Annotated in this window: 26 protein-coding genes and 2 pseudogenes; 8 read left to right on the top strand and 20 right to left on the bottom strand. The window is 54.2% G+C overall.

Annotated elements, in window-relative coordinates; genetic code table 11:
• Nucleotides 1-55: 55 nt before the first annotated feature.
• The 3 genes from phoQ to K2184_RS17120 all read right to left on the bottom strand — a co-directional run bounded on the left by phoQ (nucleotide 56) and on the right by K2184_RS17120 (nucleotide 2,724).
• Nucleotides 56-1,522, bottom strand: coding sequence for a two-component system sensor histidine kinase PhoQ (phoQ, locus tag K2184_RS17130; RefSeq protein ID WP_049593254.1), 1,467 nt, complete (start codon nucleotides 1,520-1,522; stop codon nucleotides 56-58).
• Nucleotides 1,519-2,193 carry a two-component system response regulator PhoP gene (phoP, locus tag K2184_RS17125; RefSeq protein ID WP_004101181.1) on the bottom strand — a complete coding sequence of 225 codons (675 nt, stop codon included), beginning with the start codon at nucleotides 2,191-2,193 and terminating at the stop codon, nucleotides 1,519-1,521. The genes phoQ and phoP overlap by 4 nt, the downstream gene beginning before the upstream one ends.
• Before the next feature lie 84 nt (nucleotides 2,194-2,277).
• On the bottom strand, nucleotides 2,278-2,724 hold the full coding sequence (locus K2184_RS17120; RefSeq protein WP_004101182.1) for a winged helix-turn-helix transcriptional regulator: 447 nt from the start codon (nucleotides 2,722-2,724) through the stop codon (nucleotides 2,278-2,280).
• A 101-nt stretch (nucleotides 2,725-2,825) separates the two neighbouring features.
• Here K2184_RS17120 and K2184_RS17115 point away from each other — a divergent pair, with 101 nt between their 5' ends.
• Nucleotides 2,826-4,040 (top strand): MFS transporter, encoded by a 1,215-nt coding sequence (locus tag K2184_RS17115; protein ID WP_032745027.1) that lies wholly within the window; start codon nucleotides 2,826-2,828, stop codon nucleotides 4,038-4,040.
• 49 nt (nucleotides 4,041-4,089) lie between these two features.
• Here K2184_RS17115 and purB read toward each other — a convergent pair whose 3' ends face one another.
• Genes purB through rluE form a run of 5 tightly spaced genes read right to left on the bottom strand, consistent with a single transcriptional unit; the run spans nucleotide 4,090 to nucleotide 8,457 of the window.
• A complete protein-coding gene (gene purB, locus K2184_RS17110; RefSeq protein WP_004101184.1) occupies nucleotides 4,090-5,460 on the bottom strand; it encodes an adenylosuccinate lyase in 1,371 nt (456 codons plus the stop codon).
• 3 nt (nucleotides 5,461-5,463) lie between these two features.
• Nucleotides 5,464-6,105: a high frequency lysogenization protein HflD gene (gene hflD, locus K2184_RS17105; protein WP_004101185.1), complete on the bottom strand. Its 642-nt coding sequence runs from the start codon at nucleotides 6,103-6,105 to the stop codon at nucleotides 5,464-5,466.
• A gap of 59 nt (nucleotides 6,106-6,164) precedes the next feature.
• Nucleotides 6,165-7,271, bottom strand: coding sequence for a tRNA 2-thiouridine(34) synthase MnmA (gene mnmA, locus K2184_RS17100; RefSeq protein ID WP_032742565.1), 1,107 nt, complete (start codon nucleotides 7,269-7,271; stop codon nucleotides 6,165-6,167).
• Between the two features lie 38 nt (nucleotides 7,272-7,309).
• Nucleotides 7,310-7,786, bottom strand: a complete 477-nt coding sequence (locus K2184_RS17095; RefSeq protein ID WP_004101193.1) for an NUDIX domain-containing protein — start codon at nucleotides 7,784-7,786, stop codon at nucleotides 7,310-7,312.
• 20 nt (nucleotides 7,787-7,806) lie between these two features.
• Complete coding sequence (gene rluE / locus K2184_RS17090) at nucleotides 7,807-8,457, bottom strand: 23S rRNA pseudouridine(2457) synthase RluE (protein ID WP_023329523.1); 651 nt, start codon at nucleotides 8,455-8,457, stop codon at nucleotides 7,807-7,809.
• A 236-nt stretch (nucleotides 8,458-8,693) separates the two neighbouring features.
• Here rluE and icd point away from each other — a divergent pair, with 236 nt between their 5' ends.
• Nucleotides 8,694-9,944 carry an NADP-dependent isocitrate dehydrogenase gene (icd, locus tag K2184_RS17085; protein ID WP_004101197.1) on the top strand — a complete coding sequence of 417 codons (1,251 nt, stop codon included), beginning with the start codon at nucleotides 8,694-8,696 and terminating at the stop codon, nucleotides 9,942-9,944.
• Nucleotides 9,945-10,805: 861 nt separating this feature from the next.
• Here the strand turns inward: icd and K2184_RS17080 are convergent.
• Entirely contained in the window at nucleotides 10,806-11,285 is a 480-nt protein-coding gene (locus K2184_RS17080) for a hypothetical protein (RefSeq protein ID WP_004112227.1), read from the bottom strand.
• 185 nt (nucleotides 11,286-11,470) lie between these two features.
• On the opposite strand from K2184_RS17080, the gene K2184_RS17075 reads away from it, so the two are divergent.
• A complete protein-coding gene (locus K2184_RS17075) occupies nucleotides 11,471-11,782 on the top strand; it encodes a phage tail protein (RefSeq protein WP_004112230.1) in 312 nt (103 codons plus the stop codon).
• A gap of 30 nt (nucleotides 11,783-11,812) precedes the next feature.
• On the opposite strand, the gene K2184_RS17070 is transcribed toward K2184_RS17075, so the two are convergent.
• Together K2184_RS17070 and K2184_RS17065 are read right to left on the bottom strand one after the other, a co-directional pair.
• Nucleotides 11,813-13,597 carry a diguanylate cyclase gene (locus K2184_RS17070; protein ID WP_016808466.1) on the bottom strand — a complete coding sequence of 595 codons (1,785 nt, stop codon included), beginning with the start codon at nucleotides 13,595-13,597 and terminating at the stop codon, nucleotides 11,813-11,815.
• 80 nt (nucleotides 13,598-13,677) lie between these two features.
• The gene (locus K2184_RS17065; protein WP_163525105.1) at nucleotides 13,678-14,865 is read right to left on the bottom strand and encodes an HD domain-containing phosphohydrolase; all 1,188 of its coding nucleotides are present in this window, start codon (nucleotides 14,863-14,865) and stop codon (nucleotides 13,678-13,680) included.
• A 278-nt stretch (nucleotides 14,866-15,143) separates the two neighbouring features.
• On the opposite strand from K2184_RS17065, the gene fraE reads away from it, so the two are divergent.
• The gene (gene fraE / locus K2184_RS17060; protein ID WP_004101212.1) at nucleotides 15,144-16,187 is read left to right on the top strand and encodes a fructose-asparagine asparaginase; all 1,044 of its coding nucleotides are present in this window, start codon (nucleotides 15,144-15,146) and stop codon (nucleotides 16,185-16,187) included.
• Between the two features lie 36 nt (nucleotides 16,188-16,223).
• On the opposite strand, the pseudogene K2184_RS17055 reads toward fraE, so the two are convergent.
• The 5 genes and pseudogenes from K2184_RS17055 to fecI form a co-directional block, all read right to left on the bottom strand.
• Nucleotides 16,224-16,538: pseudogene (locus K2184_RS17055) on the bottom strand (ferric citrate ABC transporter ATP-binding protein FecE); the annotation flags it as partial.
• A 101-nt stretch (nucleotides 16,539-16,639) separates the two neighbouring features.
• A pseudogene (fecB, locus tag K2184_RS17050) lies at nucleotides 16,640-16,948 on the bottom strand (Fe(3+)-dicitrate ABC transporter substrate-binding protein FecB); the annotation flags it as partial.
• Between the two features lie 80 nt (nucleotides 16,949-17,028).
• A complete protein-coding gene (fecA, locus tag K2184_RS17045) occupies nucleotides 17,029-19,359 on the bottom strand; it encodes a TonB-dependent Fe(3+) dicitrate receptor FecA (protein ID WP_032728079.1) in 2,331 nt (776 codons plus the stop codon).
• A 97-nt stretch (nucleotides 19,360-19,456) separates the two neighbouring features.
• The gene (gene fecR, locus K2184_RS17040) at nucleotides 19,457-20,404 is read right to left on the bottom strand and encodes a ferric citrate uptake sigma factor regulator FecR (RefSeq protein ID WP_004101218.1); all 948 of its coding nucleotides are present in this window, start codon (nucleotides 20,402-20,404) and stop codon (nucleotides 19,457-19,459) included.
• Nucleotides 20,401-20,922 carry a ferric citrate uptake sigma factor FecI gene (gene fecI / locus K2184_RS17035; RefSeq protein WP_004101219.1) on the bottom strand — a complete coding sequence of 174 codons (522 nt, stop codon included), beginning with the start codon at nucleotides 20,920-20,922 and terminating at the stop codon, nucleotides 20,401-20,403. The genes fecR and fecI overlap by 4 nt, the downstream gene beginning before the upstream one ends.
• Before the next feature lie 257 nt (nucleotides 20,923-21,179).
• Between fecI and K2184_RS17030 the strand changes: the two genes are divergently transcribed.
• The 4 genes from K2184_RS17030 (at nucleotide 21,180) to K2184_RS17015 (ending at nucleotide 24,541) form a co-directional block, all read left to right on the top strand.
• Entirely contained in the window at nucleotides 21,180-21,968 is a 789-nt protein-coding gene (locus tag K2184_RS17030; RefSeq protein WP_023320730.1) for a class I SAM-dependent methyltransferase, read from the top strand.
• 538 nt (nucleotides 21,969-22,506) lie between these two features.
• Complete coding sequence (gene lpxP / locus K2184_RS17025; protein ID WP_004101221.1) at nucleotides 22,507-23,421, top strand: kdo(2)-lipid IV(A) palmitoleoyltransferase; 915 nt, start codon at nucleotides 22,507-22,509, stop codon at nucleotides 23,419-23,421.
• Nucleotides 23,422-23,510: 89 nt separating this feature from the next.
• Nucleotides 23,511-24,149, top strand: coding sequence for a leucine efflux protein LeuE (gene leuE, locus K2184_RS17020; protein WP_004101229.1), 639 nt, complete (start codon nucleotides 23,511-23,513; stop codon nucleotides 24,147-24,149).
• Between the two features lie 128 nt (nucleotides 24,150-24,277).
• On the top strand, nucleotides 24,278-24,541 hold the full coding sequence (locus K2184_RS17015) for a DUF2534 family protein (RefSeq protein WP_004101230.1): 264 nt from the start codon (nucleotides 24,278-24,280) through the stop codon (nucleotides 24,539-24,541).
• A gap of 48 nt (nucleotides 24,542-24,589) precedes the next feature.
• Here K2184_RS17015 and K2184_RS17010 read toward each other — a convergent pair whose 3' ends face one another.
• The 4 genes from K2184_RS17010 to K2184_RS16995 form a co-directional block, all read right to left on the bottom strand.
• Nucleotides 24,590-24,715 carry a hypothetical protein gene (locus tag K2184_RS17010; RefSeq protein ID WP_085955747.1) on the bottom strand — a complete coding sequence of 42 codons (126 nt, stop codon included), beginning with the start codon at nucleotides 24,713-24,715 and terminating at the stop codon, nucleotides 24,590-24,592.
• A gap of 140 nt (nucleotides 24,716-24,855) precedes the next feature.
• Entirely contained in the window at nucleotides 24,856-24,930 is a 75-nt protein-coding gene (gene yoaJ, locus K2184_RS17005; RefSeq protein WP_100248259.1) for a protein YoaJ, read from the bottom strand.
• Complete coding sequence (locus K2184_RS17000; protein ID WP_004101234.1) at nucleotides 24,930-25,031, bottom strand: YoaK family small membrane protein; 102 nt, start codon at nucleotides 25,029-25,031, stop codon at nucleotides 24,930-24,932. Before K2184_RS17000 ends, yoaJ begins: the two co-directional genes overlap by 1 nt.
• A gap of 57 nt (nucleotides 25,032-25,088) precedes the next feature.
• Nucleotides 25,089-26,102 carry a sensor domain-containing diguanylate cyclase gene (locus K2184_RS16995; protein ID WP_004101236.1) on the bottom strand — a complete coding sequence of 338 codons (1,014 nt, stop codon included), beginning with the start codon at nucleotides 26,100-26,102 and terminating at the stop codon, nucleotides 25,089-25,091.
• Between the last annotated feature and the right edge of the window lie 194 nt (nucleotides 26,103-26,296).

Genomic DNA, 26,296 nt, shown 5'->3' with positions numbered 1-26,296 from the left:
ATTATAACGGATGCGGCACCAGCATGATGCAGGCGCCGTTAAAAAACCGACTGTTTTAGCTCTCTTTATCTTCCAGGGCCTGGCGGCCAAAAATAACTTCCATGCAGGCGCCGCCGAGCAGGCTCTCTTCGGCGAGAATTCGACCATCGTACTGGGCAACGATATCTCGCGCGACGGAGAGCCCCACGCCCTGGCCGGGACGCAGCGTGTCGGCGCGCTGGCCGCGATTGAATACCGCGCTGCGCATCGTGTGGGGGATCCCGGGACCATCATCCTCTACGAGGATGTGTAAATGGTTGTCGTTGGTCTGACGGACGGAGACTTCGACAAACTCCAGACAGTATTTGCAGGCGTTATCAAGCACGTTGCCCATCACTTCCATAAAATCATTCTTTTCGCCGACAAAACTGATTTCCGGCGAAATATCCAGGCTAATATTCACGCCTTTGCGCTGGTAAACTTTATTCAGCGCCGAGGTCAGGCTATCGAGCAGCGGAGCGATGGGATGCAGCTCGCGACTCAGCAGCGACCCGCCGCTGCGCATGCTGGCACGGTGCAGGTAGTAGCCGATCTGCTGCGAGATACGGCTAATCTGCTCCAGCATTACCGGCTCTGCTTCGTTGACGCTGAGCTTCTCGCCGCGCATGGAGCGTAAGGTGCTCTGCATCACTGCGAGAGGCGTTTTCAGGCTATGGGTCAGGTCGGTCAGGGTAGTGCGGTATTTGTCATAACGCTCGCGTTCGCTTTTCAGCAAGCGGTTGAGGTTGCTGACCAGCCGCGTAAGCTCCCGGGTGGTGTTGGGATTGAGCAGTTCACGGTGATGCTCCTCGAGTTCGCGCACCTCTTTGGCCAGCGATTCAATAGGGCGCAAACTCCACCATGCCGCCACCCACAAAAGCGGGATCACCAGCAGCAGGTTGGCCGCCAGTACGTAGATAAACCAGCTCCATACCATATACGAGCGCTTGAGCTCCACCGGTATGGTGTCGACAACCACGATGCTGAGCTGCGGCATGGTGCTGGTGGCCGGATAGATATTGATCGCCACCGAGTGGGTCATTTCGGAGCTGTCGTCCTCTTCCCGAATGGCATTCAGTTGCTGTTGGATCTCATGATTGTTGTGCTGCAGCATGCTGCTGCTGTCCACGTCGGCCTCAATTTCATGAAAGCCGTTGTTTTTGAGCCATTCCGGTTGGATACGCTTCACCAGCCAGGGAACATCGCGCTGCGCCCATAATAACCGACCGTGAGCGTCGTAAATCAGCGTCACCGTCGGACTTTGCATATTGAGGTTGTCGGGAATATCAACGTCGATGGCGTTGTTTTCCCACTTCGCCAGCATATAGAACAGGTTGCTCTCGCCGCGCAGCAGGCGGAAGGTGGTTTTATCAAAGCTTACGCTATAGCCGACCAGCGCGACCATGCCATAAGACAGCGACAGGATCAGCACCACGGCGGCCGTCGCCAGCAGAAAGCGGACGCGTAACGATAGCGGTAAAATATGCCGCAACAGCCCTTTCATCCGCGCAGTTCGAACAGATAGCCCTGGCCGCGCACGGTGGTAATCACATCCTGCGGATACTCAGCCTGGATTTTTTTACGCAATCGTCCCATCAGCACATCGATGGTATGGCTTTCGCGCAGCTCGGCGTCGGGATAGAGCTGCAGCATCAATGAATCTTTGCTGACTACTTTGCCCCGGTTACGGATCAGGGTTTCCATAATGGTGTATTCAAACGCCGTCAGCTTGATGGGCTGGTCATTAACCGACAGCTCGCGACGCGATAAATCTACCTGGAATGGCGGTATTGAGATCACCTGCGATGCGAGGCCGCTGTTGCGCCGCAGAAGCGCCTGCATACGCGCGGCGACCTCTTCGATGTGAAACGGCTTGGTGACGTAGTCATCTGCTCCGGCGCTCAGCACCTCGACTTTATCTTGCCAGCCTTCACGCGCGGTGAGGACCAGAACCGGTACCGATACGTCGTGGCTGCGCCAGCGGCGAATCAGCGAGAGGCCGTCTTCATCCGGCAGGCCAAGATCGACAATGGCGATGTCCGGAACGTGTTCACCCAGATAGTAATCCGCTTCCTTTGCGTCTTCCGCCGCATCTACCTGATGGCCAAGCTCCTGTAGCTGAACTTTCAGGTGATGGCGCAGCAGAGCGTTATCCTCAACCACGAGTACGCGCATGCCCGTTCTCCATTTTATTTATGATTTGAATAGTTTAGCGCTAATTATACACCTTTAATATAAACAGCTGTTAAATAAAGAATTTTATTTAATTTTTTGTACCTTAGCCTCATGAAAATTCAACGGTAATCCGTCCTCGGCCATCGGCGTCATCACGGGAACCGGGCGCTGCGTACGTTTATCGATCAGTACCGAGTGGCGTTCGCCATCGGCAAAGAGATGCTGCTCTCCCCACTGGCGTAGCGCAACGACGACAGGGAACAAGCGCTGGCCTTTTTCCGTCAGTACGTATTCCTGATAGGCCGTGCCGTCTGAGGCGGATTGGGTAGTGAGAATACCCGAGTTTAGCAATTTGTGCAGACGGTCGGAGAGAATATTACGCGCTATACCGAGGCTTCGCTGGAAATCGCTGAAGCGACTCATGCCATCAAAGGCATCGCGCACAATCAACAGCGACCAGCGGTCGCCGATAATATCCACACTTCGGGCGACGGGGCAGGTTGTGTTTTCCCTGTTTTCTGATGAGGACACAGGCGCTCCTGAGGAAGTGGTAAACTAGTTGCATTTTAAAACTTCATGCTCCAGACTGCAATGAGTTTTGTTTTGAAACCAGAATGCTCCAGGGGGGAAGGATGAAAGCGACATTATTATCGCCATCGCCAGAGGGGCCGCCAACGGTCATGCCGCGTAGTCTGGTGCTGCTGTTTGCTATCGCCAGCGGCCTGAGCGTGGCAAATGTTTATTACGCACAACCGCTTCTTGATGCCCTGGCGCGCGATTTTGCGATCGGCCACGCCGCGATCGGTGGCGCGATCGCGGCAACTCAGCTTGGCTGCGCGCTGGCTTTGTTATTGCTGGTACCGCTGGGAGACAGGCTGAATCGCCGCCGCCTGATGGCGACGCAGGTGATATTACTGATCGCTGCGCTATTTGCCGTCAGTCTGGCAACATCGACAGTAATGCTGTTAGCCAGCATGCTTGCCGTTGGTCTGCTGGGTACCGCCATGACGCAGGGGTTGATTGCTTATGCCGCAAGCGCGGCCGCCCCCTCTGAACAGGGCAGGGTAGTGGGCGCAGCGCAAAGCGGGGTCTTTATTGGATTGCTGCTGGCGCGGGTATTTTCGGGAAGCATCAGCGATCTGTTCGGCTGGCGTGGGGTATATATCTTTGCCGCTTTGCTAATGTTGGGCATCGCGCTTCCCCTGTGGCGTCGTCTGCCGGTACTGGCGGTTGCATCGCGCCCACTGAGCTATCCCCAGCTTCTGATATCCATGCTGGCGCTGCTGCGTCAGGAGAAAAACCTGCAGGTGCGAGGCATGCTGGCATTACTGATGTTTGCCGCGTTCAATATCTTCTGGAGCGCGTTAGTTTTGCCGTTAAGCGCGCCACCCTTTAGCTTTTCTCATACCGAGATTGGCGCCCTGGGCCTGGTGGGCGCGATCGGCGCCCTGGCGGCAGGTCGCGCTGGTCAATGGGCCGACCGCGGATATGCCCAGCGCACCAGCGCCGCGGCCCTGGTGATATTGCTGATGGCGTGGTGGCCTTTATCACTGATGGCATGGTCGCCAGCGGCGCTGCTGATTGGCATTGTCATGCTGGATCTCGGCGGCCAGGCGCTGCACGTCACTAATCAGAGCATGATTTTCCGTCGCCGTCCTGAGGCGCACAGCAGACTGGTCGGTTTGTATATGCTGTTTTATGCCCTCGGCAGCGCGCTGGGGGCGATAAGTACGACTGCGGTATACGCCAGCGCAGGATGGCAAGGCGTCTGCCTGCTGGGAGCATCAGTTAGCCTGCTGGCGCTGCTATTCTGGTTAATAACCCGGGGGATGACGACGATCGGATGAGAGGGAGGAAAAATAACCCTCTTTCCCGGCGGAAAGAGGGTCGAAAGGCTTACTTCAGTTCGTCAACCATCGTGGTCGCACGGCCGATGTAGTTAGCCGGGGTCATGGCTTTGAGGCGAACTTTTTCATCTTCCGGCAGCGCCAGGCTGTCAATAAACTGCTGCATGCCTTCGGCATCGACGCGCTTGCCGCGGGTCAGCTCTTTCAGCTTCTCGTACGGCTTCTCGATGCCGTAGCGACGCATGACGGTCTGGATCGGCTCGGCCAGAACTTCCCAGTTGTGGTCCAGCTCATCCAGCAGACGGTCTTGATTCAGCTCCAGCTTGCTCACGCCTTTCAGGGTTGACTGATAGGCGATCAGCGCGTAGCCGATGCCCACGCCGAGGTTGCGCAGCACGGTGGAGTCGGTCAGATCACGCTGCCAGCGGGAAACCGGCAGTTTACTTGCCAGATGCTGCATAACCGCGTTGGCCAGACCGAGGTTGCCTTCGGAGTTCTCGAAGTCGATCGGGTTGACTTTATGCGGCATGGTTGAGGAGCCGATTTCGCCAGCAATGGTTTTCTGCTTGAAATGGTTGAGCGCGATGTAGCCCCACACGTCACGGTCGAAATCAATCAGGATGGTATTGAAGCGGGCGACGCAGTCGAACAGCTCGGCGATATAGTCGTGCGGCTCAATCTGGGTGGTGTACGGGTTCCACTGGATGCCCAGAGAAGTCACGAACTCTTCGCTAAACTGATGCCAGTCAACTTCCGGATAGGCAGCGATATGGGCGTTATAGTTACCTACCGCGCCGTTGATTTTGCCAAGGATTTCGATCTGGTTCAGCTGACGATACTGACGCTCCATACGGTAAGCGACGTTGGCCATCTCTTTACCCATGGTGGACGGCGTAGCCGGCTGACCGTGAGTACGGGAAAGCAGTGGGATATCGCGATACTGTACCGCCAGCTCTTTCACCGCGTCGATGAGCTTGCGCCAGTATGGCAGGATCACTTCGTCGCGAGCGGTTTTCAGCATCAGCGCGTGGGACAGATTGTTGATGTCCTCGGAGGTGCAGGCAAAGTGGATAAACTCGGAGACCGCGTGCAGTTCAGCCACGTCGGCGACTTTTTCCTTGAGGAAATACTCAACCGCTTTGACGTCGTGGTTGGTGGTGCGCTCGATAGTTTTGATGCGCTCTGCATCTTCTACGCTAAAATCGGCGACGATTTTATCAAGGTAACCGTTTGCGTGGGCAGCAAAAGCAGGAACTTCCTTGATCGCTGCGTGCGCGGCCAGTTTTTGCAACCAACGCACTTCTACCTGAACGCGGAATTTCAGCAAACCGAATTCGCTGAAGATACCGCGCAGCGCGCTGACTTTGTCGCCGTAGCGGCCGTCGACTGGGGAAACGGCGGTCAGTGAGGATAATTCCATAGATCACAACTCCGGGGTTAAATGAGCAAGAATTTGTTTGGCCTGGTTAACCAGACGATTACGAGAAAACATTAGCTGCAGACGGCCGCCGCCGACCTGATGCCAGAGCACCGCAGAGCGAATACCCGCCAGCAGGGCAGAGCGAACCTTTGCCTGAACCTGAGGGCTTTGCAGCACGGCTGGAGAGCCGGTGACCTGAATACGCGGACCCAGCGGGCTAATAACATCCACATAGATGCCCGCCATTGCGCTAAGCAGCGTCTCGGATTGCAGATCGAAATGTTCAAGCTGACGGCGCAGACCGCCGATACGGTTGCCGAGGGTATCCATGGCTCCTTTGCTGGCGGCAAGCTTACGTTCCAGCACCATCAGGCTTAAAGTATAGCGGGTGAGTTCGGCGTTCAGCCCCTGGCGACTGCTGGTATTCAGCACGCCGATGAGGGTTTCCAGCCCGAGGCGAAGATTGGCTTCACTACCACCGAACACCGCCAGCGTAGACTCCGGGTCGAGATCGATGATGCTGTTCAGCGACACATGCAGGGCGTCGCTATCGCAGTGCCCCTGGTGCGCCAGTTCCTGAACCAGACGCGCGGCCTGGCAAACGCCGGCCAGCGCCAGCGTAATGTCATAATAATTCTTCGCCACACATTCTCCTTGTAAACCGCCAAATACCCGGTTGGGGCCTTCAGCGGCTGATATGTCTGTCAGGCCTGCAGCGGCAAGCGCTGTTCGATAATCCCGCCGCCGAGGCATACTTCGCCGTTGTAGAAGACCGCAGACTGGCCCGGCGTGACGGCGGCGACAGGCTCATCAAAGATCACTTCAATGCGGTCATCATCCAGCGGTTTCACGGTGCAGGAGATGTCGGTCTGACGGTAACGGGTTTTTACCGTGCAGCGCAGCGTGCCCGTGAGCGGCTCGCGGTCAACCCAGTGCAGCTGTTGAGCAATCAACCCCACGGACATCAGGCGCGGATGGTCATGGCCCTGAGCGACAATCAAAATATTGTTTTCGACATCTTTGTCGACCACATACCACGGGTCTTCGCCGCCGTCTTTGATACCGCCGATGCCCAGACCTTTACGCTGCCCCAGCGTGTGGTACATCAGACCCTGATGCTCGCCAACTTCGTCGCCGTCAACGCTGATAATTTTACCCGGCTGAGCAGGCAGGTAGCGGCCGAGGAATTCGCGGAATTTGCGTTCGCCGATGAAACAGATACCGGTCGAGTCTTTTTTCTTCGCGGTGATGAGATCCAGCTCTTCGGCGATTTTACGCACCTGCGGCTTTTCCAGCTCCCCCACCGGGAACAGGCTTTGCGCGATCTGTTCGTGGCTCAAGGTATAGAGGAAGTAGCTCTGGTCTTTATTACCGTCGAGGCCGCGCAGCAGTTGGCTCTTGCCGTTGACGTCGGCCCGGCGCACGTAGTGGCCGGTGGCGATATAATCAGCGCCGAGATCTTCTGCGGCAAATTCGAGGAAGGCTTTAAATTTAATTTCTTTATTGCACAGAATATCCGGGTTGGGCGTGCGTCCGGCTTTATACTCTGCAAGGAACAATTCAAACACGTTGTCCCAGTATTCTGCGGCAAAGTTGACGGTGTGAAGTTCAATCCCGAGCTTATCGCAAACGGCCTGCGCGTCGGCAAGATCCGCCGCTGCGGTGCAGTATTCCTCGCCGTCGTCTTCTTCCCAGTTCTTCATGAACAGGCCTTCCACCTTATACCCTTGCTGGAGCAGCAGGTAGGCGGAAACTGAGGAATCAACCCCGCCGGACATGCCGACGATCACTTTTTTCTGGCTTTCTGACATTGGATTACTCACTACATTGAACTTCGAGGCGGCGTATTCTAGCACGCGTCCTCCGTTGAGGCACCCCCTGTAAACGGCCAGTTAAATTCGCCGATGAGTGCCAGCGGGTAGCGCAGATCCTGCTGATAGCTGCGAATGCTCTCGGCAACCAGCTGCGAACGCAGGTTGCTCGCGCTAAGAATTTCCTCAGCGCTGAGCCACAGGCAGCGGTCGATATCGCTATCGTGGGGCTCGGTGGCGCACGTATCGTTAAGCTCGATGGTAAAGAGGAAACGCAAAAATGGCGTGCGATCCGGGGCTATCCACTGATGCAGGCGGAGAAAGTGCTGCGGCGTCGCGCGAATGCCGGTCTCTTCCCAAAGCTCGCGTTCTGCGGCCTGAACCAGGGTTTCATCGGCTTCGAGATGGCCTGCCGGCTGGTTCCATAACGCTTTACCGTTGATCGTCTCTTCAACAACCAGGAATTTGCCTTTAGCGTGAACCACGCAGGCGACGGTGACGTGCGGCTTAAACATTGTTTTTCCTTAGGCTACTGTTAATCAATTTTACGCCATTCGCCGTTGGCCAGACCATCCAGCGTATAGCCTCCCATCGCATAGCGAATCAGGCGCAGCGTGGGAAAGCCGACGTGGGCGGTCATCCGCCGCACCTGGCGATTGCGCCCTTCATAGAGAGTAATTTTGAGCCAGCTGGTAGGAATGGATTTACGCTCGCGGATGGGGGGATGACGCGGCCAGAGCCACTCTGGCTCCGCTACACGCTCCACTCCTGCTGGCAGTGTGGGGCCGTCATTAAGCGTGACGCCGTCGCGGAGCGCGGTCAGCGCATCCGCCGTGGGTTCACCTTCCACCTGAACGTAATAAACTTTACCGGTGCGTTTACCCGGTTGGGTGAGAGCCGCCTGCAGCGCGCCGTCGTTGGTCAGCACCAGCAGGCCTTCGCTATCGCGGTCCAGTCGACCGGCGGCATAGACGCCGGCAACCGGAATAAAATCTTTTAGCGTGCTGCGCCCGGCTTCATCGGTAAATTGCGGCAATACATCGTATGGTTTATTGAACAAGATCACAGTTTTTGGCTGGCGTTCTTTACGTTGTCTGGTGACTTGTTGCGTGCTGAATCGCTCAACGCGATGTTTTCTAAATGAAGTTTTTTGCATGGTATTTTCAGACTCTGTCAATTGCCGCATTATAGCCTAATTACGAATGCCTTTCATGGACGCAAACATTCAGGTAGTATTGACATGCTCATTACAACTTATTAACAAAAAGGTTGCTCAAACCGATTCGCATTACAGGAAGGCGACACGGACGCGAAATCTCCGGTTAGCGGGATATTCCACTGACGGGAGTGGGCGAATAAAGCCAACGCCCGGCTAGCGTGAAGAGGGAAGAGCAGAACCAGAAGCGCTCGAAGGAGAGGTTAATGGAAAGCAAAGTAGTAGTTCCGGCGGAAGGTCAAAAAATCACCCTGCAAAACGGCAAGCTGAACGTCCCTAATAACCCGATTATCCCGTTCATCGAAGGCGATGGTATCGGCGTTGACGTCACTCCGGCGATGCTGAAAGTGGTTGATGCTGCCGTTGAGAAAGCCTATAAGGGCGAGCGTAAAATTTCCTGGATGGAAGTTTACACCGGTGAAAAATCGACCCAGGTTTATGGCCAGGATGTCTGGCTGCCTGCCGAAACTCTTGATCTGATTCGTGAATATCGTGTTGCTATCAAAGGCCCTCTGACTACGCCAGTCGGCGGCGGCATTCGTTCTCTGAACGTTGCCCTGCGTCAGGAACTGGATCTCTACGTTTGCCTGCGTCCGGTTCGATACTACCAGGGGACACCGAGCCCGGTTAAGCATCCTGAACTGACCGATATGGTTATCTTCCGCGAAAACTCCGAAGACATCTACGCCGGTATCGAGTGGAAAGCAGACTCTGCTGAAGCGGATAAAGTCATCAAATTCCTGCGTGATGAAATGGGCGTGAAGAAAATTCGCTTCCCGGAACATTGCGGCATCGGCATCAAGCCGTGCTCTGAAGAAGGCACCAAACGCCTGGTTCGCGCCGCCATCGAATACGCTATCACCAACGATCGCGATTCTCTGACCCTGGTGCACAAAGGCAACATCATGAAATTCACCGAGGGCGCGTTTAAAGACTGGGGCTACCAGCTGGCACGCGAAGAGTTCGGCGGTGAGCTGATTGACGGCGGCCCGTGGATGAAGATCAAAAACCCGAACACCGGGAAAGAGATTGTCGTTAAAGACGTTATCGCCGACGCCTTCCTGCAGCAGATCCTGCTGCGTCCGGCGGAGTACGATGTCATCGCCTGTATGAACCTGAACGGTGACTATATTTCTGACGCCCTGGCGGCGCAGGTTGGCGGTATCGGTATTGCCCCGGGTGCAAACATCGGTGACGAGTGCGCGCTGTTTGAAGCGACCCACGGTACTGCGCCGAAATATGCCGGCCAGGATAAAGTGAACCCAGGTTCCATCATCCTGTCCGCCGAAATGATGCTGCGCCACATGCAGTGGTTCGAAGCCGCAGACCTGATTGTTAAAGGCACCGAAGGCGCAATCGCCGCCAAGACCGTGACCTATGACTTTGAACGTCTGATGGAAGGCGCTAAACTGCTGAAATGTTCAGAGTTTGGCGACGCGATCATCGCCAACATGTAATACATTCCACGTAATAAAAAGCCAACATGGATGTAAATTTCATGTTGGCTTTTTTGTTCCTTCATTCTTTCCCTAAAACTCTTCCCCAAAACTGATTATAAACAATACTGTTCTAACAGCGACGATAGTCCAGTCTTTTCCCGATCATCGTGATATTTTACAGTCTGCAGAGGTACCTTGTGCCCGAGTAATTTTTGCGTAGCGCAGGCGTGGTTATTTCGTCAATTAACAAAATGGATGATGCTTCAAAGGATTTTGTAACGGGTTTTGATAAAGGTTTCGATCGCTGGTTCGTTACGATGTCGCGAACTGGTGATAAAGCACAACAGCTCAGTACGCGAATTCTTGCCGATATCTCAGACACTCGGACGGAGTTTTTCACTATCGAGAAAAATGGCTGAAATGACAACATTACGTTTGTGCTCAAAAAACTGGTGGCGTTTGAAGTTCCAACCGAACGATGCCTTTGGCCCGAAATCTGGTTGGTATGGCCTGGACTGGTGTTAGCGGAATGTTCTGCGTAGCTTCTCCTTCTGGCGATAACACTACGGTCGAGGATGGTTCCGGAGAAACATCACCCATTCCCTCTCCTGACGGCAGCGTGAAAGCAGTCCGTAAAACGCCTGATATCAATATAAACGTTAAATTATCCTCATCTGGCGGTGTAAGTGCGCCACGTGGTGGTGGGCTGAGTGACACAGTTATGACCCTATTAACTACCCGACGGAAGAAAGAGCTTACGCACGAGATTAATAAGTAGATACTTAAGGCTAATAGGCTCGGCGGTATCAATCGAAGGGCGCAGAGGCATAACTAAGGCCACAAGCCAGTGGCCTTATTGCTTTAGAGGAGGATTAGTAATTAATGAAAAGAACTTGCTCTTGCGGTTTTCGGTGCCGGGGCGCTGGCTATTTTTAGTGGTGCCGTTGGTGTTTCATCTGGCTTGTAAAGCTTGGTCTGGATTTTATCCATATCAAGTTTATACATCCCGCCGTTCCACGGATCGACAATCAACCATCCAATTAAACCGCCAAAAACGATGTTTCCGCCGATATACCAGCCGTTGACAGATTCGGTGATTGGGATGGATTGGGATGAATAGCCATCATTTTCAGCGAAAATGGTGTAATTTTTTTTGCCGAAGTATGAACCATCGCTTTTATTCAGTGTGACCGTTGTTGGACTAGTCCCGGTGTAAACGGTCATTCCTGTATTGTCTTTGACTGTAATTTTTGTCCCTTCGGGTTGGATATCAATAGGAAGGGCCTGTGTTTTATCTCCCATGATTGAAGCGCAACCGCTTAAGGTAAGTGTCATTAACACAATAGGTATAAATTTCATGAAATTTCCAATTAATTAATTTAAAGCGCAAAGATTTTAATTAATTGATGAAAAGTGCATATGATTTTATTGCTGCTAATTGTTAACGAATATATGTTATTTTTATTGATTAATAGGATTAATTCACATGACTGATTTTTGTTTGGACGCCTGACAATCCACTATAAACGCAGAAAACAGTCAGGATGCGCATCGTCGGTTTTGACGACGGACATCAACAACGCCGCTTTGACGGAATTAATCATGCGCAGCGCATAATCACTCTCACCTTTAACGGGCGCGGATTTGAAGAAATTAACGCAATCTGCGACTTTCTCGATACACAGCAGGATAAGGCTACTTCATTCGATTTCACTGGGCTTGATGTCTCAGTAATCCGCGTTGTTGTTGACCTGGATAATGGCTACAACCTCACAGATCACAACACCGTTGATGACGTGTCAGTTACTTTCAGTAAGGTATTCACCTGGGCCTCAGCTTTTCATAAGCACAGGTGAATACGGCGTTTTCACCCTCCGGACGGCGACTCAATCCGCCTTCAACATCCCAAAGCTCACAATTCTTGACCGGCCCAACTCTTTTGCCCGGTAGAGCGCAGCGTCTGCCGCGCGCAGCAGGCTGTCGCTATGCGTATGCTGCGGGTAGCTGGCGATGCCGATGGAGACGTTGATCTGACCAATCTCAGCAAGGCCATAGCGCAAAGTCAGACGCTGAACGCTGTGATAGATCTCGGTCGCGCAGGCCATTGCCGCCTCTTCATGGGTTCCGCCCAGCAGCACCAGGAACTCTTCGCCTCCGTAGCGGAAGGCCATCCCGATATCACGCACCGCACGCTGTATAATTGCGGCGACGTTTTTAATGACCAGATCGCCCGCTTCGTGGCCGTAATTATCGTTAATTGCCTTGAAGTGATCGATATCGATCATCAGGCAGCTCAGCGGCGTACCGTTGCGAACCGCCAGATTCATTTGAGTATGCAGAGCATCATCCAGATGGTGACGGTTGCGCAGGCCGGTTAATGAATCGAACAGCGCCTTTTCCAGCAGCGCGTTGCGTAAACGTTGATTCGCCAGCGCCAGACCCAGCGCTTCGGCCATCAGTTCAAGATAGGCGCGGGAAGGCGCGGTTGCGGCGGTGACGTTGCTGAAGGAGAGCAGGCCAATCGCTTCTCCTTGCGCAATCAGCGGCACGCATAGCGACTGATTGGCCTGTGGTTCAGTCAGGTGGTAACAGGCGATATCCGGCTCGCCGTTAACCGGAGGATGACTCAGCCCGCGCCGAACGGCCCAGCAGTTATCGGGATGAAATACATCCGTTTCCTGCGGCGGAGAAAGCCACTGCGCAACGCAGCGCATCTGCCAGGGATCGGTGTCGAGGATATAGAGTCGGCCGGGGATCTGCGGGGCGATGCTGGGGGCAAAGCGCTCGGCCACCTTGATCACATCCTCGAATGATTCGCAGCCCTGCAGACGCTGGGTCATCCGCGCCAGCAGCTCGCGGACGGCCCAGTCGGCATCGCGCTCTTGTTCCAGCCGCTGCCGCGCCAGCCCGTTCTCGCGAAAGATACGAATCGCCTGGGCCATATCGCCAATTTCATCTATCTGGGTGAACTGCGGCGTCTCGACCGCATAATCCTGCGATGCCAGCCGCTGTACCACATCGCTCAGACGGACGACGGGATAGAGCACCCGCCGCTTAAGGATAAATCCCAGCACAAACAGAAACATCAGGGCGGTGAGGCCAACCATGACTTCAGAGAGCGTACGCCAGATACGTGATTTCTCCGTGGCCTGAGCGATGATTTTATTCACCCGGCCTTCGAGCAGCAGGCGAAAGTGGTCAAGCTGAGTTTGTACCCGCTCAAGCTCCTGTTCGTAGGCCGCGCCGTAAAGCAGGCTTACCGCCGCTTTTTCTTCCCCCCGGGCAACCTGCGCCAGCGCCGCCTGCTGCTCATCCTGGAGTTCATCGGCAATCTGTAAACCCTCCCGCAGCAGCGCCAGTTCTTCAGCGGTTGCGCCATTATCTTTGAGTTTAACCAGCCGGTGTTCAATGGCGGCAATGGTCTGCGCCTGCTGCCGGTATTCGCGTAGCACATCCTGATTTTTTTGGATGATATAGAGCCGCGCCAGATCGGAAAGCTCCCAGGCGCCGCTTTCGACTTCTTCACTCAACTGGTCGAACACCTGACGTTGTTCGACGGCGCGGCGTTCAGCATTATCCGCACTTGAGGCCATCAGCATTGCCATGCCTGAGGCGAGGGTCAGGGCGACGGTGATCCCGTAAGCCCAATTAGTCATGGTGGCGATTCTCACCGGATATATCCTTGCGTGCAGATGAATTAATTATATTTTTTGTCGCTGCGCTCCGGCTTCACCAGCAGAGAGCCGGCAAATTAAGAGGGAAGCGTGTGAGTAATAATAGCGTGCAGCGCTTCGGCATGCTGATGTAAAACGCGGTAAACGTCTTTATCCAGCGCGCCGTTTGTCACATCACACTCAATCAGCCGTAACGCTTGCTGACGGCTCATGCCGGGGCGATAAGGGCGGTCTTCGGTAAGGGCGGTGAAAATATCCGCGATGGCGATGATGCGATCTGCCAGCTGCAGGTAATCGCCACTCAGATGCAGAGGATAACCGCTGCCATCCAGTTTTTCGTGATGATTGGCCGCCCAGTTCACGATATCGCCGAGTTCGCTAAATGCGCTAAGAATTTCGCCGGTCATATAGCTGTGTTCCCTCACCTGCAGCAGCTCTTCGTCATTGAGCTCGCCCTGTTTCTCGAGGATAGCCAGCGGTATGTAGACTTTACCGATATCGTGCAAATAGCCGGCAATTTCAATCTTCCGGCACTCCAGCTCCGGCTGATTCATCCAGGTGGCAAGGGCGCGCGAAATTTGTCCAACCTTCAGACTATGGCTGGCGGTAAAGCTACTGTAGGTATCGACAATGTTGGCGATTAACAGGCAGATATCTTTCAGGCCTTCAATACCTATATAGACATCGTTAATTGGGCCGATAATTTCCAGCATTCGCTGAATATGTCCTGGATTAAGATGCAGCCAGAAATGCTCTTTTTGTGCGAGCTGGCACAAGGTCTGACACAGCGACGGGTCGATCGCCTGATAGAGCGTACGAAATTGCGTAATAATAATATCGGGTTGATAAGCCGAACCGCCTTTATCACCGGCCAGCAGGCGCTCAAAAACATCGGCAAAATAGACGATATGCTGTTCGAGGCTGCCCCTGTGGTGTGGGCTAAAATGATGATCGCGAATAATCGGCAGGATTGGGGCCAGGGTGGTTAATCCGGCCAGCATTTCTGCTCCCCGATGCTGATGGGGGTCATTGAGATTATCGATAGCGTTCAGCGAGGAGAAGGCCCTTTTGTCACCCAGAACGCCAATATCGTGCAGCAGCGCGGCGCAAAAGACCGTTTGCTGCTGCGGGCGCGAAAGCCCTGATGCCTGCGCCAGCTCCAGTGCGATCAGCGCCGTTCGCTGCATATGCAGCTGCAGTTCAGGATTAATGATTTGTATGACGCGGGTTGTTAGCATCAATGCTGATTTTAAGGCGATACGCATCGTTTTTCTCTCTCGGATTACCCGCGTTGTTATGGCTTATTTGGTTACTCGCGATGCCATCAAGACAGAACAGATTGCATGAGTTGTTTCTGATTTTGCATTTTATGATGCCCGTTTTTAGCGCATCTGTGCACCAATGTCGCGCTCCGGGCGAAATAAAAATCCTTTTTTGTCCGATAGTTAACCACTTTTGACCGGCAAAATACATTAAATCCTGGCAAGCCCTTTGCATTATCACCGGGCGAATTTGATTAAAATCTATTTGGGGATAGGTAATTATGAATTTTAGAGCATTACTGACCATTGCGTTACTGTCGATAAGTGCTTTCGCGTTCAGCGACACGCGTCTGCCGCATATTGTGATCCTGGCAACCGGAGGAACCATTGCCGGTTCGGCGGCCAGCAACACCCAGACAACCGGGTATAAAGCCGGTGCGATTGGCGTACAGACGCTGATTAACGCCGTACCTGAAATGAGTAAAGTCGCCCGCGTTGACGGTGAGCAGGTTGCCAATATCGGTAGCGAAAATATGACCAGCGATATTATTCTCAAGCTGGCCAAACGCGTCAATGAACTGCTGGCCCGCGAGGATGTCGACGGCGTAGTCATTACCCACGGTACCGATACCCTCGACGAGACGCCTTATTTCCTCAACCTGACGGTAAAAAGCAATAAGCCGGTGGTCTTCACGGCGGCAATGCGCCCGGCAACGGCCATCAGCGCCGACGGCCCGATGAATCTGCTGGAAGCGGTGACCGTGGCGGCTGACCCGGAAGCGAAAGGCCGTGGGGTGATGGTGGTCCTTAACGATCGCATCGGGGCAGCGCGTTTTGTCACTAAAACCAACGCCACGACGCTGGATACCTTCCGGGCGCCGGAAGAGGGCTACCTCGGCGTGATCGTCAGCGGTAAGCCGCAGTTCGAAACCCGCGTGGACAAAATTCACACCGTGCGTTCGGTTTTCGACGTCCGTAACCTGAATGCGCTGCCGAAAGTGGTCATTATTTATGGCTACCAGGATGACCCTGAATATATGTATGACGCGGCGATCGCTCACCATGCTGACGGGATTATTTACGCAGGTACCGGCGCGGGGTCGGTCTCCGTACGCAGTGCGGCAGGAATTGAAAAAGCGGAAAAAGCCGGCATCGTGGTGGTTCGCGCCTCGCGTACCGGCAGCGGCGTTGTGCCGGTAGATGGCGGCCAGCCGGGACTGGTGGCCGATTCTCTCAATCCGGCAAAAGCGCGCATTTTGCTGATGACCGCGCTGACGCAAACGAAAAATCCGCAGGTGATTCAGCAATATTTCCACACTTACTGATTAACGTCGGGTAGGGCGCAGTACGCCTTACCCGGGTTATTTCACCACGCACATTGGGCGCTGGGACACCGGCTCCGGGTGAATCTCCGCTTCCAGGTGAAAAATCTCCCGCAGCATCTCCGGCGTCAGTACCGTTTCCGCCAGGCCCTGAGCCTGCACCTGTCCCCCTTCAAGCACCACCAGATGGTCGCAGTAGCGGCTGGCCTGATTCAGATCGTGCAGTACGGTGAACACGGTTTTGCCCATCGTCTGTAGCTCGCGCATCAGCTTCATCAGCTCCACCTGATGATTAATATCCAGCCAGGTTGTTGGTTCATCAAGTAGCACCAGCGGGTTATCCTGTGCCAGCAGCGGCCATCCCCAGATAAAAAAAGCGTGCCGGAACGGTTTCATGGCGTGATATCTACCGCCCGGTGATGGACGATTTTAACCATGTCGCTGGCAATACGCTCGGCGGCGTAGATTCCGGCATGGCGACTGCTATCGGCGACGATCGGATCGGGATGCAGCGCGCGGATGGCCTCGAGCGAGGGCTGGGCACGGGTGCCCACCGACTGCCAGGGCTTCAGACGTGCGCGTACGTCCGCCAGAATACGCGACGGATCGTTGTCATCGGCCATGCCTGTTGGGCTAACGTCGACCGCCGCCAGCGCGTCAACAAAGGAGAGTTCAAGCACCACGATGCGCTGCGGCGTTTTATCAAGCGTAAAGCGACCGCGCTCATCTTGTACGGTGGCGGCAAACAGCGGGCTAAAATGCACTGACGAACAAGGCTAAACATGATTTTCCTCCAGCTTGCCGGACAGGGCGCGAATAGCGCTGTCCGGCAACGCTCGATCAATCAGAACTTCATTGATCCTTGCAGGTACAGCGTGCGCGGCTGACCGACGTAAAGCCCTTTGTTGTTATCGTCGTATGAGCGGGTGTAATACGCATGGTCGAAGATGTTTTTCACCCCCAGCGCGAGGTTGAGATTGGCCATTTGTGGACCAAAGTCATAGGCCACGCGGGCGCCCCACAGCATATAGCCGGGAATACGACCGGTGCTGCCATCGGCGCTTTCGGCAACGGTATTGGCGTTATCGGCAAACTGGCTGGACTGGAAGTCGCCGTTAAGGTTAAACGTCCAGCTGCCGGGGCTGTAATCGACGCCAAGGGTGCCTTTGTGCTTCGGCGAGAAAGGAACCTGGTTACCGTAGGTGTCGCCTTTCTCGCGGATTTCAGCATTAACGTACGCATAGCTGGCGTAGACCGAGAGATTATCAAGCGCGGGTGAGAGTTCGCCGAGGGCGTAACGGGTTTGCGCTTCCAGGCCGCTATGACGCGTTTTACCGCGGGCGGTAACCGTGTCATTGGTCTGGTTGGAATCGTACTGATTGTTGAAGTTAATCAGGAACAGCCCCATTTCGGCGGTCAGCGCGCCGTCGTCGTAGCGGGTGCCGACTTCCCAGGTACGCGCTTTTTCTGGTTCCACATTGCCGCTTTGTACAGCCTTGCCAATCTGGCTGTACTGTACGGTGCCGAATGAGCCTTCTGTGTTGGCATAAAGATTCCAGCTGTCGGTGAGGTGATAAAGAACATTCAGCGCCGGGAGCGGAGCGTTATAGCTGACCCGTTCGCGGGTGCCCAGCAGATTATTGTCCTGATAAGACTCAATGTGCTCAAAGCGCATTCCTGGCGTAATCGTCCAGTTGCCAATATCCATGCGATCGTCGATATACCAGGCGTGGGCTTCGGTACCGGAACGGGTATCGCGATCGTAGGGGCTGGCGGTGCTGGGCAGCTCGCCGCTGGTGGTTGCGGTGTAGTAACGCATCTCGTGGGTCGATTCGTTGACGTAGCGATAGCCGACGCCGACCTCGTGGGCGGATGGGCCGATCATAAAGCTTTGGCTGTAGCGCGGTTCGATGCCGCGGACCCAATATTCGCGCGGGGAGAGGGTAATGCGCTTACCCTGTTCCAGGTAGCCGCTGCGCAGGGTATGGGTATAGAACCCCTGAATATTAAATTTTTGCTGCGCATCCGGCTGGTACTGGTAGCCGAGGCTGGCGAGCTGGCGGCGCCCCCAAAAACGGTCATAAGGACGCGTGGACTGCCAGCGGTCGGCGTTGTAGTCGGCGCGGGAGAGGCCGCCGGGCATATCGGCTTCTCCGTCATAGTATTGCAGCAGGCTGTTAAAGGTATGGACTTCGTTAGGCGCGTATTTGCTTTTCAGCATCACATCATCAATCCGCGTGGCGCTGTGTTCGCGCCAGTCGCTGCCCCGGGTGCCTGAGTAAAGCAGGGCGGAGCCGAAACCGTTGTCCGCCGTGCCGCCGATCGCGAGGTTATGCGTCTCTTTCGGGTTGTTTTGTGAAGAGGTGGGGCTGAGCTGCCCTTCCATGCCGCCCTGAATGCCAAAATCCTCGGGGATTGCGCGGGTGACGAAGTTCACCACGCCGCCGACGCTCTGCGGCCCGTAGCGCACCGCGCCGCCGCCGCGCACGACATCGATGGCGTCCATATTGCCGACCGAGACCGGCGCCAGCGAAAGCTGCGGCTGGCCGTAGGGGGCAAAGGGAACCGGGATACCGTCCATCAGCACCGTGGAACGGCTGGCAAGCCGCGGGTTGAGGCCACGAATACCAAAGTTCATTGCCAGATCGTGACTGCCTGTACCGGTATTTTCCGGCGCGTTGACGCCGGGGATCCGGTTCAGCACTTCGCGTATCGTGGCGGCTCCGGTTTTGGCGAAATCCTCCCGACGGATAACGTCGCGGGCGCCGGCGTGTTCAAAGACATCATTCTCGCGCGCGTCGCCAAGCCAGTCCCCGACGACGGTGAGGGTGGAGTCTGAACTGTCAGGAGCGGGCTCCAGGGTCCAGGCATTCTTGCCCAGCGGCTTTAGCCGTAATCCGCTGCCGTTCAGCAGCCTGCGTAACCCCTCTTCGGTTTCGAAGCTGCCGTGCAGGCCCGGGCTATGCTTGCCGCGCGTCAGGCTGGCGTCGGCGGAAAGCGTGATACCGCTGCGGGCGGCATATTGGTTCAGGGCGTTGTCTAATCCCCCGGCGGCGATGTCATACTGCGCGGCGGCGTATATCGGCGCGGCAGCCAGCCCTGCTAGCGGCAGCAGCGTTAAACGGATTGCTATTACCAGAGGCATCGGTGTGCGTAAAACGCGTAAAGGCGTCATCTCTTCTCCACGAACGTTTATGGTTATATTCATCTAATAAGTCGAACGAGCCGGGAAAAGGGACAATAGATAATGAGAATTTTTTCGATTTTTCTTCTCAGGCTGGAACGAGCGTCACCCAGTAGCGAGTGACAAACCGTAATGAAATCGGCAGCGTTTGCGCAATAACCTTCAGAATGGCGTCAGGATCCTCCAGCGGAAAGGTGCCGCTCAGGCGTAATTCGGCCACCGCGGGATCGCAGCGCAACACCCCGGAGCGATAGCGGGCGAGGGTTTCGACCACCTCGCTTAGCGGGGCGTCGCGGAAGGTCAGCACGCCTCTGATCCAGCTATCCTCGCCGTCGTTGAACTTAACCAGGGCGAAGAAGCGATTGCGGGTAAACCACAGGCTTTCCCCGGCGTTGACGATTTGGACGCTGCCGGATGGTAAAACCACCTCCACGGCATGCTGCTGTACCGCCAGCCGGGTGCCGCCGGCAAACTGACGGACGGTGAATTCGGTACCGAGCGCGGTGAGCGTGCCTTCCCGCGTTTGCACGCGGAAAGGACGCTGCAGGCTGTCGTGAGCGGTCCTGATGGCGATTTCGCCGTAGCGTAAATGAACCATGCGCTGTCGTCTGTCAAAACGGACGTCGGCGGCACTTTCGCTATTCAGCGTTAGGAGCGAACCGTCGGCAAGCTGCTGCTGGCGAGGTATTTCTTTCGCCGTACGGTAGTCGGCGCCCAGGCCCTCCGCCAGTTCGGAATCCCAGAGCCGCCAGCTGCCTCCGATGACCAGCAAAAGCATCAGACCCTTCAGTACGTGGCGACGCGCCAGTCGGCTATCGTTAAGGGCACGGCTGGCCAGGCCGCCCGGCAGTTGCCCCATCTGCTGTCGCAGGTTTTCTACCTGCTGCCAGGCCCACTGATTTTCTTTGTTTTGCTCATACCACTGCTGCCAGCGGGCCTCCTGCTGCGGACTCACGCATCCATCGCTGAGCACCGCGTACCAGTGCGAGGCGGAGCGCAGCGCCTGACGACGAGATTCGCTCAGCGTCGGTTTCACAGGCCATTCTCCAGTCGAAACAGTAGACAGTGCTCGGTGGCTTTCGCGATATATTTCTTAACCGAGCTTACGGAAACCGCCAGGCGGCTGGCGATTTCGGCATAGGTCAGCCCTTCAAGCTGCGAGAGCAAAAACGCTTCCCGGACTTTTGCGTTAAGCCCGTCCAACATGGCATCAATCTGCTGTAACAGTTCGAGCTGGCTCTGCCGTAGCTCCGGTGAGGGAGAGAGCTCTGGGGGAAGCTGCGAAAGCATGTCTAACCATGCACGCTCCAGGGCGTTACGGCGGAACAGGTCGATCATCACCCGTTTAGCAATCGTGCAGAGAAAGGATTTTGGATCGCGAATCGTCAGCAGCGACTCGTTGGCCATAATTCGGACAAAGGTATCCTGCGCTACGTCGTCGGCGTCATAAGCGGATTGCAGCTTACAGGTAAGCCATTTTTTCAGCCAACCATGATGATCGCTATAGAGCGAGGCAAGCGTTAGCGGAGAGGCGATGGCGGAAGAAGAGGGCATAGCCAGGTTCAGGAGAGTTGATCAATACGGCACATGCTAATATGAGAATGGTTATCATTTCAATAAGTCGCGCCAGCAATACGGGCCATACAGAACTTTAGTAACGATAAGTAATTGTTAAACATTGAATATATTTTATTCCTCATTGCACCTTTTCTTTAACCTCGTCCTTAATGCAAATAAAATTCATTATCATTATTTCCTCTCTCACTTTAATGTTGTATTTATAATGCATCTTATGAGGTAAGGAGAGTCAGATGAACGCTAGCGAAAAAGCCGGACATACTTTTTTGGCAAGTTTGGGGAAAACCCGCTTACGTCCCGGCGGCATTGAGGCCACTGAGTGGCTATTTAAGCAGGCAGGGTTTAGCGCCGACAATAAAGTCCTGGAGGTGGCCTGTAATATGGGGACAACCTCTATTGAGCTGGCGCAGCGTTTTCACTGTACCGTTTACGCCATCGATATGGATAAAGGCGCGCTGGCGAAAGCCCGGCAAAATATCGTTCGCGAAGGTGTGGATCATCGGGTGATAGTGATGGAGGCGAATGCGGGTCGGCTGCCATTTGCCGACGAGACGTTTGATGTGGTGATAAATGAAGCGATGCTCACCATGTATGCGGATAAAGCCAAAGAAAAACTGGTGGCAGAATATTTTCGCGTTCTCAAGCCCGGTGGCCGTTTGCTGACGCACGATATCATGTATACGCATGATACGCTGGGAGAGGACGCCCGGCGGCAGCTGCAGGGGGTCGTGAAATCCAACGTCAGCCCGCTGAGCGCTGCCGCCTGGCGGACCCTTTTCCAACGGAGCGGCTTTGATGCCGTAAGCATTCATCATGGACCGATGTCGCTGATGTCGCCGCGAGGGTTAATGAAAGATGAAGGTTTTATACAGGCGCTAAAAATTGTCTGCAATGGCTTGCTAAAGCGCGAGAATCGTCCGAGATTTTTATCAATGCTGCGCTTTTTTCAACGTCATAAAAAGCATTTAAACTTTATTGCCTGCTGCTCGGTTAAAGCAATTCAGGTAAAAAGTCCGAAATAAGGGTGACGAAATGGATAATTGTCGATAATTATTAATTATTGTCAGGAAAGTAAAATAAGGTGATTCTTATTTCAACTTTGGCTTCGGGAAGCTCTCTTATATTCTTCTGTTAAATCAAAAAACGTTAAGAGAGATAAATGGGTAGCGTAAGCGCTGACGTGGTTAAAGGGATAACGGAAAACCAAAATTGTCCCGGTACCATTGCTGCGCAGCCCTGTCCTGACGCGGCCTCCGCCGTTGCCTGCAGGGAGCGCAGCGTTCTCCTGCTTCGAGAACAGACCGCCTTACGATGAATGATTAGCGTGTTAATCATTCTTATGGCGGATATTTGTAATGATTTATTCATTTTTTGTTTTACATTTTGTTACAGGTGTGCGGGTAATGTGTTTTTTTCTGCTGGCGTGTTTTTTTACTTGCCGCAGTGAATTTAACAGGATTATTATTGTCTGAACTGCTACACGTACCGCCTAATGACAGATGAAGGGACTCGTTTTTTCCTTAAGCGTTACCTCATGTTCTAATGTTTACAGGAAAAAACATGTCTTACGCTTTTAATAAAAGTCTTCTTCACCCTCGTAATTGGGGTACCTGGTTTGGCCTGGGCGTACTCTGGCTGATTGTCCAGCTTCCTTATCCCGTTTTGCATCTTATCGGCACCAGCGCGGGACGCGCCTCCCGGCGCTTCCTTAAACGTCGTGAGCATATCGCCAGACGTAATCTCGAACTCTGCTTCCCCACAATGTCGCCAGCGGCGCGCGAAAAGCTGATCGAGCAAAATTTCATGTCTCTGGGAATGGGGCTGATTGAAACCGGTATGGCGTGGTTCTGGAGCGATGAGCGAGTGAAAAAATGGTTTGACGTCGAGGGGATGGTCAACCTCAACAATGCGCTGAGCGAAGGGAAAGGCGTGATGGTTGTCGGCGTCCACTTTATGTCTCTTGAACTGGGTGGCCGCACGATGGGGCTGTGTCGCCCCATGATGGCAACCTACCGTCCGCATAACAGTCCGTTGATGGAGTGGGTGCAGACGCGCGGCCGCCTGCGCTCGAACAAGGCGATGATTGACCGCCGAAATTTATCCGGACTGGTGCATGCGTTAAAGTCGGGCGAAGCGGTGTGGTTCGCGCCGGATCAGGACTACGGCCCGAAGGGGAGCGTATTTGCCCCGTTCTTCTCGGTCCAGCAAGCGGCGACGACTAACGGCACCTACGTGCTTTCTCGTTTGTCGGGCGCAAAAATGCTGACGATCAGCATGGTGCGTAAAGCGGACCGCAAAGGTTATAGCCTGCATATCAGCGATGTGATGCGCGACTATCCTGGAGAAGATAAACAGGATGCGGCGAGCTATATCAACAAGATTATCGAGAAAGAGATCCTGCGCGCCCCTGAACAATATCTGTGGGTTCATCGCCGTTTTAAAACCCGTCCGCTGGGCGAAACTTCGCTCTATTAAGCCCTCCGCACTCGCGGCGCTTTCAAAATGGTCCCGGTTGCGTTAACGTGCGCGGGATCATATTTTTGTTGTAAGCGAAGGAGTGCGTTGTGTTCGCTGAGTTTGGTGTACTGAATTACCTGACCTATCTGGTTGGGGCTATCTTTATCATTCTGGTGCCCGGTCCCAATACCTTTTTTGTCCTCAAGACGGGCGTCGCTCACGGCGTGAAAAAAGGCTATCTGGCGGCAGCGGGCGTGTTTATCGGTGATGCCATTCTGATGTTTCTGGCGTTTGCCGGGGTCGCGACCCTCATCAAGACCACGCCGGTATTATTCAATATCGTCCGCTACCTGGGGGCGATTTATCTACTGTGGATGGGCGGGAAGATGCTCTACGCGGTGTTGACGCAGCGCGATGGGCATTCGTCTTCTGATTCCGAGCCGGGGAGCGCGATTCTTAAGCGTTCGCTGACCCTCAGCCTGACGAATCCGAAAGCGATTCTTTTTTATGTCTCATTCTTCGTGCAGTTTATTGACGTCAATGCCAGAACGCCCGGGCTGGCGTTCTTTATTCTGGCGCTGACCCTGGAGATAATTAGCTTTATTTACATGAGCTTCCTTATCGTCTCCGGCTCTTTCGTCACGCGCTACGTAAAAACGAAAAAGAAACTGGCGAAAATCGGTAATAGCCTGATTGGCCTCGTGTTTGTCGGTTTTGCCGCTCGTCTGGCAACGCTACAGTCGTAATCGTTGGGGCCGGTATATGCCACCGGCCCGCCGCTGACTCTCTGTGCTTTGTAACAAATTCCCTTCAATTTTGATTGCATTGGTGTTACATATACAGCCGATTATCGCTCAGAAAAAAGGGAACCCGGATGATTCTGCAGAAACTCACCAGCAATAAAAACAGCAAGAAGTTCTTTATGTCGATAGCGGCGATATTTGCCATCGCGCTTATCGTGGTAGGACGTGCAACCTTTGGCGGCGTGGTGAGCGAGTACAATATGCCGTACTCAGAGTGGACGACTTCAATGTTTTTCCTGCAAGGGGCGATGGTGACGGTTTATAGCATCGTGTTTACGCTGCTGTTCTCCATTCCGCTGGGATTCCTTTTTTTGGGCTCCGACCGCCGGGACTAATCGTATGCGACAAGGCGAACCGAAGTTCGCCTTGTGATGTTTTGCGCTTTATCGCCAGCCTCTGTCGTCGTGATGATGATGACGGTGCCCGTGGTGATAGCCTCTGTCGACGATACATCCCGATAATAGCGTGCAAAGCGCGAGCACTAACGGCAACACGATCGATTTTTTCATTTCTCACTTCTCCAGTTAAATCTGTCCGCGAACGGCGACAAGCGCAAACGGCTGATGAAGTGAGTCTATTCTTTTAAGTTATTGAGTAGATAAGAAAATTCCGCAATGTTTGCCAGTCTGAAGGGCGAATATTCCTGGTTTTACCACCAGCCCAGCTGCGTACCCGCCACGGCCACAATTGCGACAATAAGCATAATAATGGTGCTTTTCTTCATTACGCCCCGCCCGGTGCCGCATAGCCGCCGACAAAAAACCAGCCCAGAAAAACAACGGCGACGATAAAAATAGCCACCGGAAATAGAATACCCAGTCTCATTATTGAGCCCCTGTAGGTGCGAATCGTGCTTAATATGATACGGGATTTCACCGTATATTAGTCAATATGAAAAAATGTTCCCTGGCGACGTGACTTTTTATCCTGATACATCGCGTCGTCGGCGCTTCGTAGCGCTTGCTCAACGTCCATTGCCTGTGGGTCGGCTTCAATCACGCCAAAGCTGGCGCCGGGATAGTTAATTCGGTGCGCGCCAAGGAAATAGATCCCCGTTAGCTCTTTACGTAAAGCGGCAATATACTCCTGTTGTTCCTCCGCTTCGGAACATAGGCCAACCAGCAAAAATTCATCGCCGCCCAGGCGGCCAACAATATCGCCGCGGCGGGCGCGGGCCAACAGGCGTTCTCCAACCTGAATCAGAAAGCTGTCACCGCAGGGGTGACCGAATCGGTCGTTGATTGCCTTGAAATCATCGAGATCGATAAAAATGAGCAGTACGCTGCGCTGGCGTTCTCTGGCCTGCGCAAACTGTGCGGCAAGATGCTTGAACAACGAGCGGCGATTCGGCAAACCGGTGAGCTCATCGGTGTACGAGTGCATCTCCAGCGCGACGTTTGCTGCCCGAAGCTGCTGCACCAGGGTCTCTTTCTCAACATAGTGCGAAATGAGGTTGGCAAACAGATTCATCACCTGCTCACCCTCAATGTTATAGGGTTGTCTTTCCCGGCTGGTGGCGCAGAGCGTGCCGAATAATGAGCCATCGGTCAGGCGCACGGGGATGCTGAAAAAGGTTGCGATACCCAAATCCTGGGCGGCGATACACGAACGCCAGCGCTCGGCCACATCGTTGCTGAATATGCAGCGGTCGTCCAGCGCACGTTTACACAGGGAGTCATTCCAGGGAACGGAGAAACCTTCAGGGATCTGCATTTCGCTGCTATTGTGCGCGTACATAATCTGCTGGCGCTGCGCCTCGAAGTCAATACGAGTCAGGTAGGTAGATTCCATTCGGGTAACAAGCTCCAGCATCTCAAGCAGCTGTCGAACCAATGTTTCCAGGGTGTGTTCATTGGCGAGCGTTTGTGAAACGCGAGCGAGGAGAAAATCGGACATGAGGAATACGGCTCCCGAACGCTAATCGTAACTACCGGCAAGCTATGCGAAACGACAATTAGCGCAGAATTAACAGAGATACACAAAATTTAACACATCTGTCGGGAGAATACCTGCATCGAGGGTGGGAAAAAAGCCCCGTCGGGTGCGTTAGCCACCCCAGATACTACGGCTTTCAACGGTGCAATGCGGGG

It is taken from the genome of Klebsiella sp. K5-306 (genome assembly GCF_051835185.1).
GTDB classification, from domain to species: Bacteria; Pseudomonadota; Gammaproteobacteria; order Enterobacterales; family Enterobacteriaceae; genus Klebsiella; species Klebsiella oxytoca.
The sequence above is the reverse complement of the archived record's forward strand: the minus strand, read 5'-3'. Positions and strand labels throughout refer to the sequence as shown.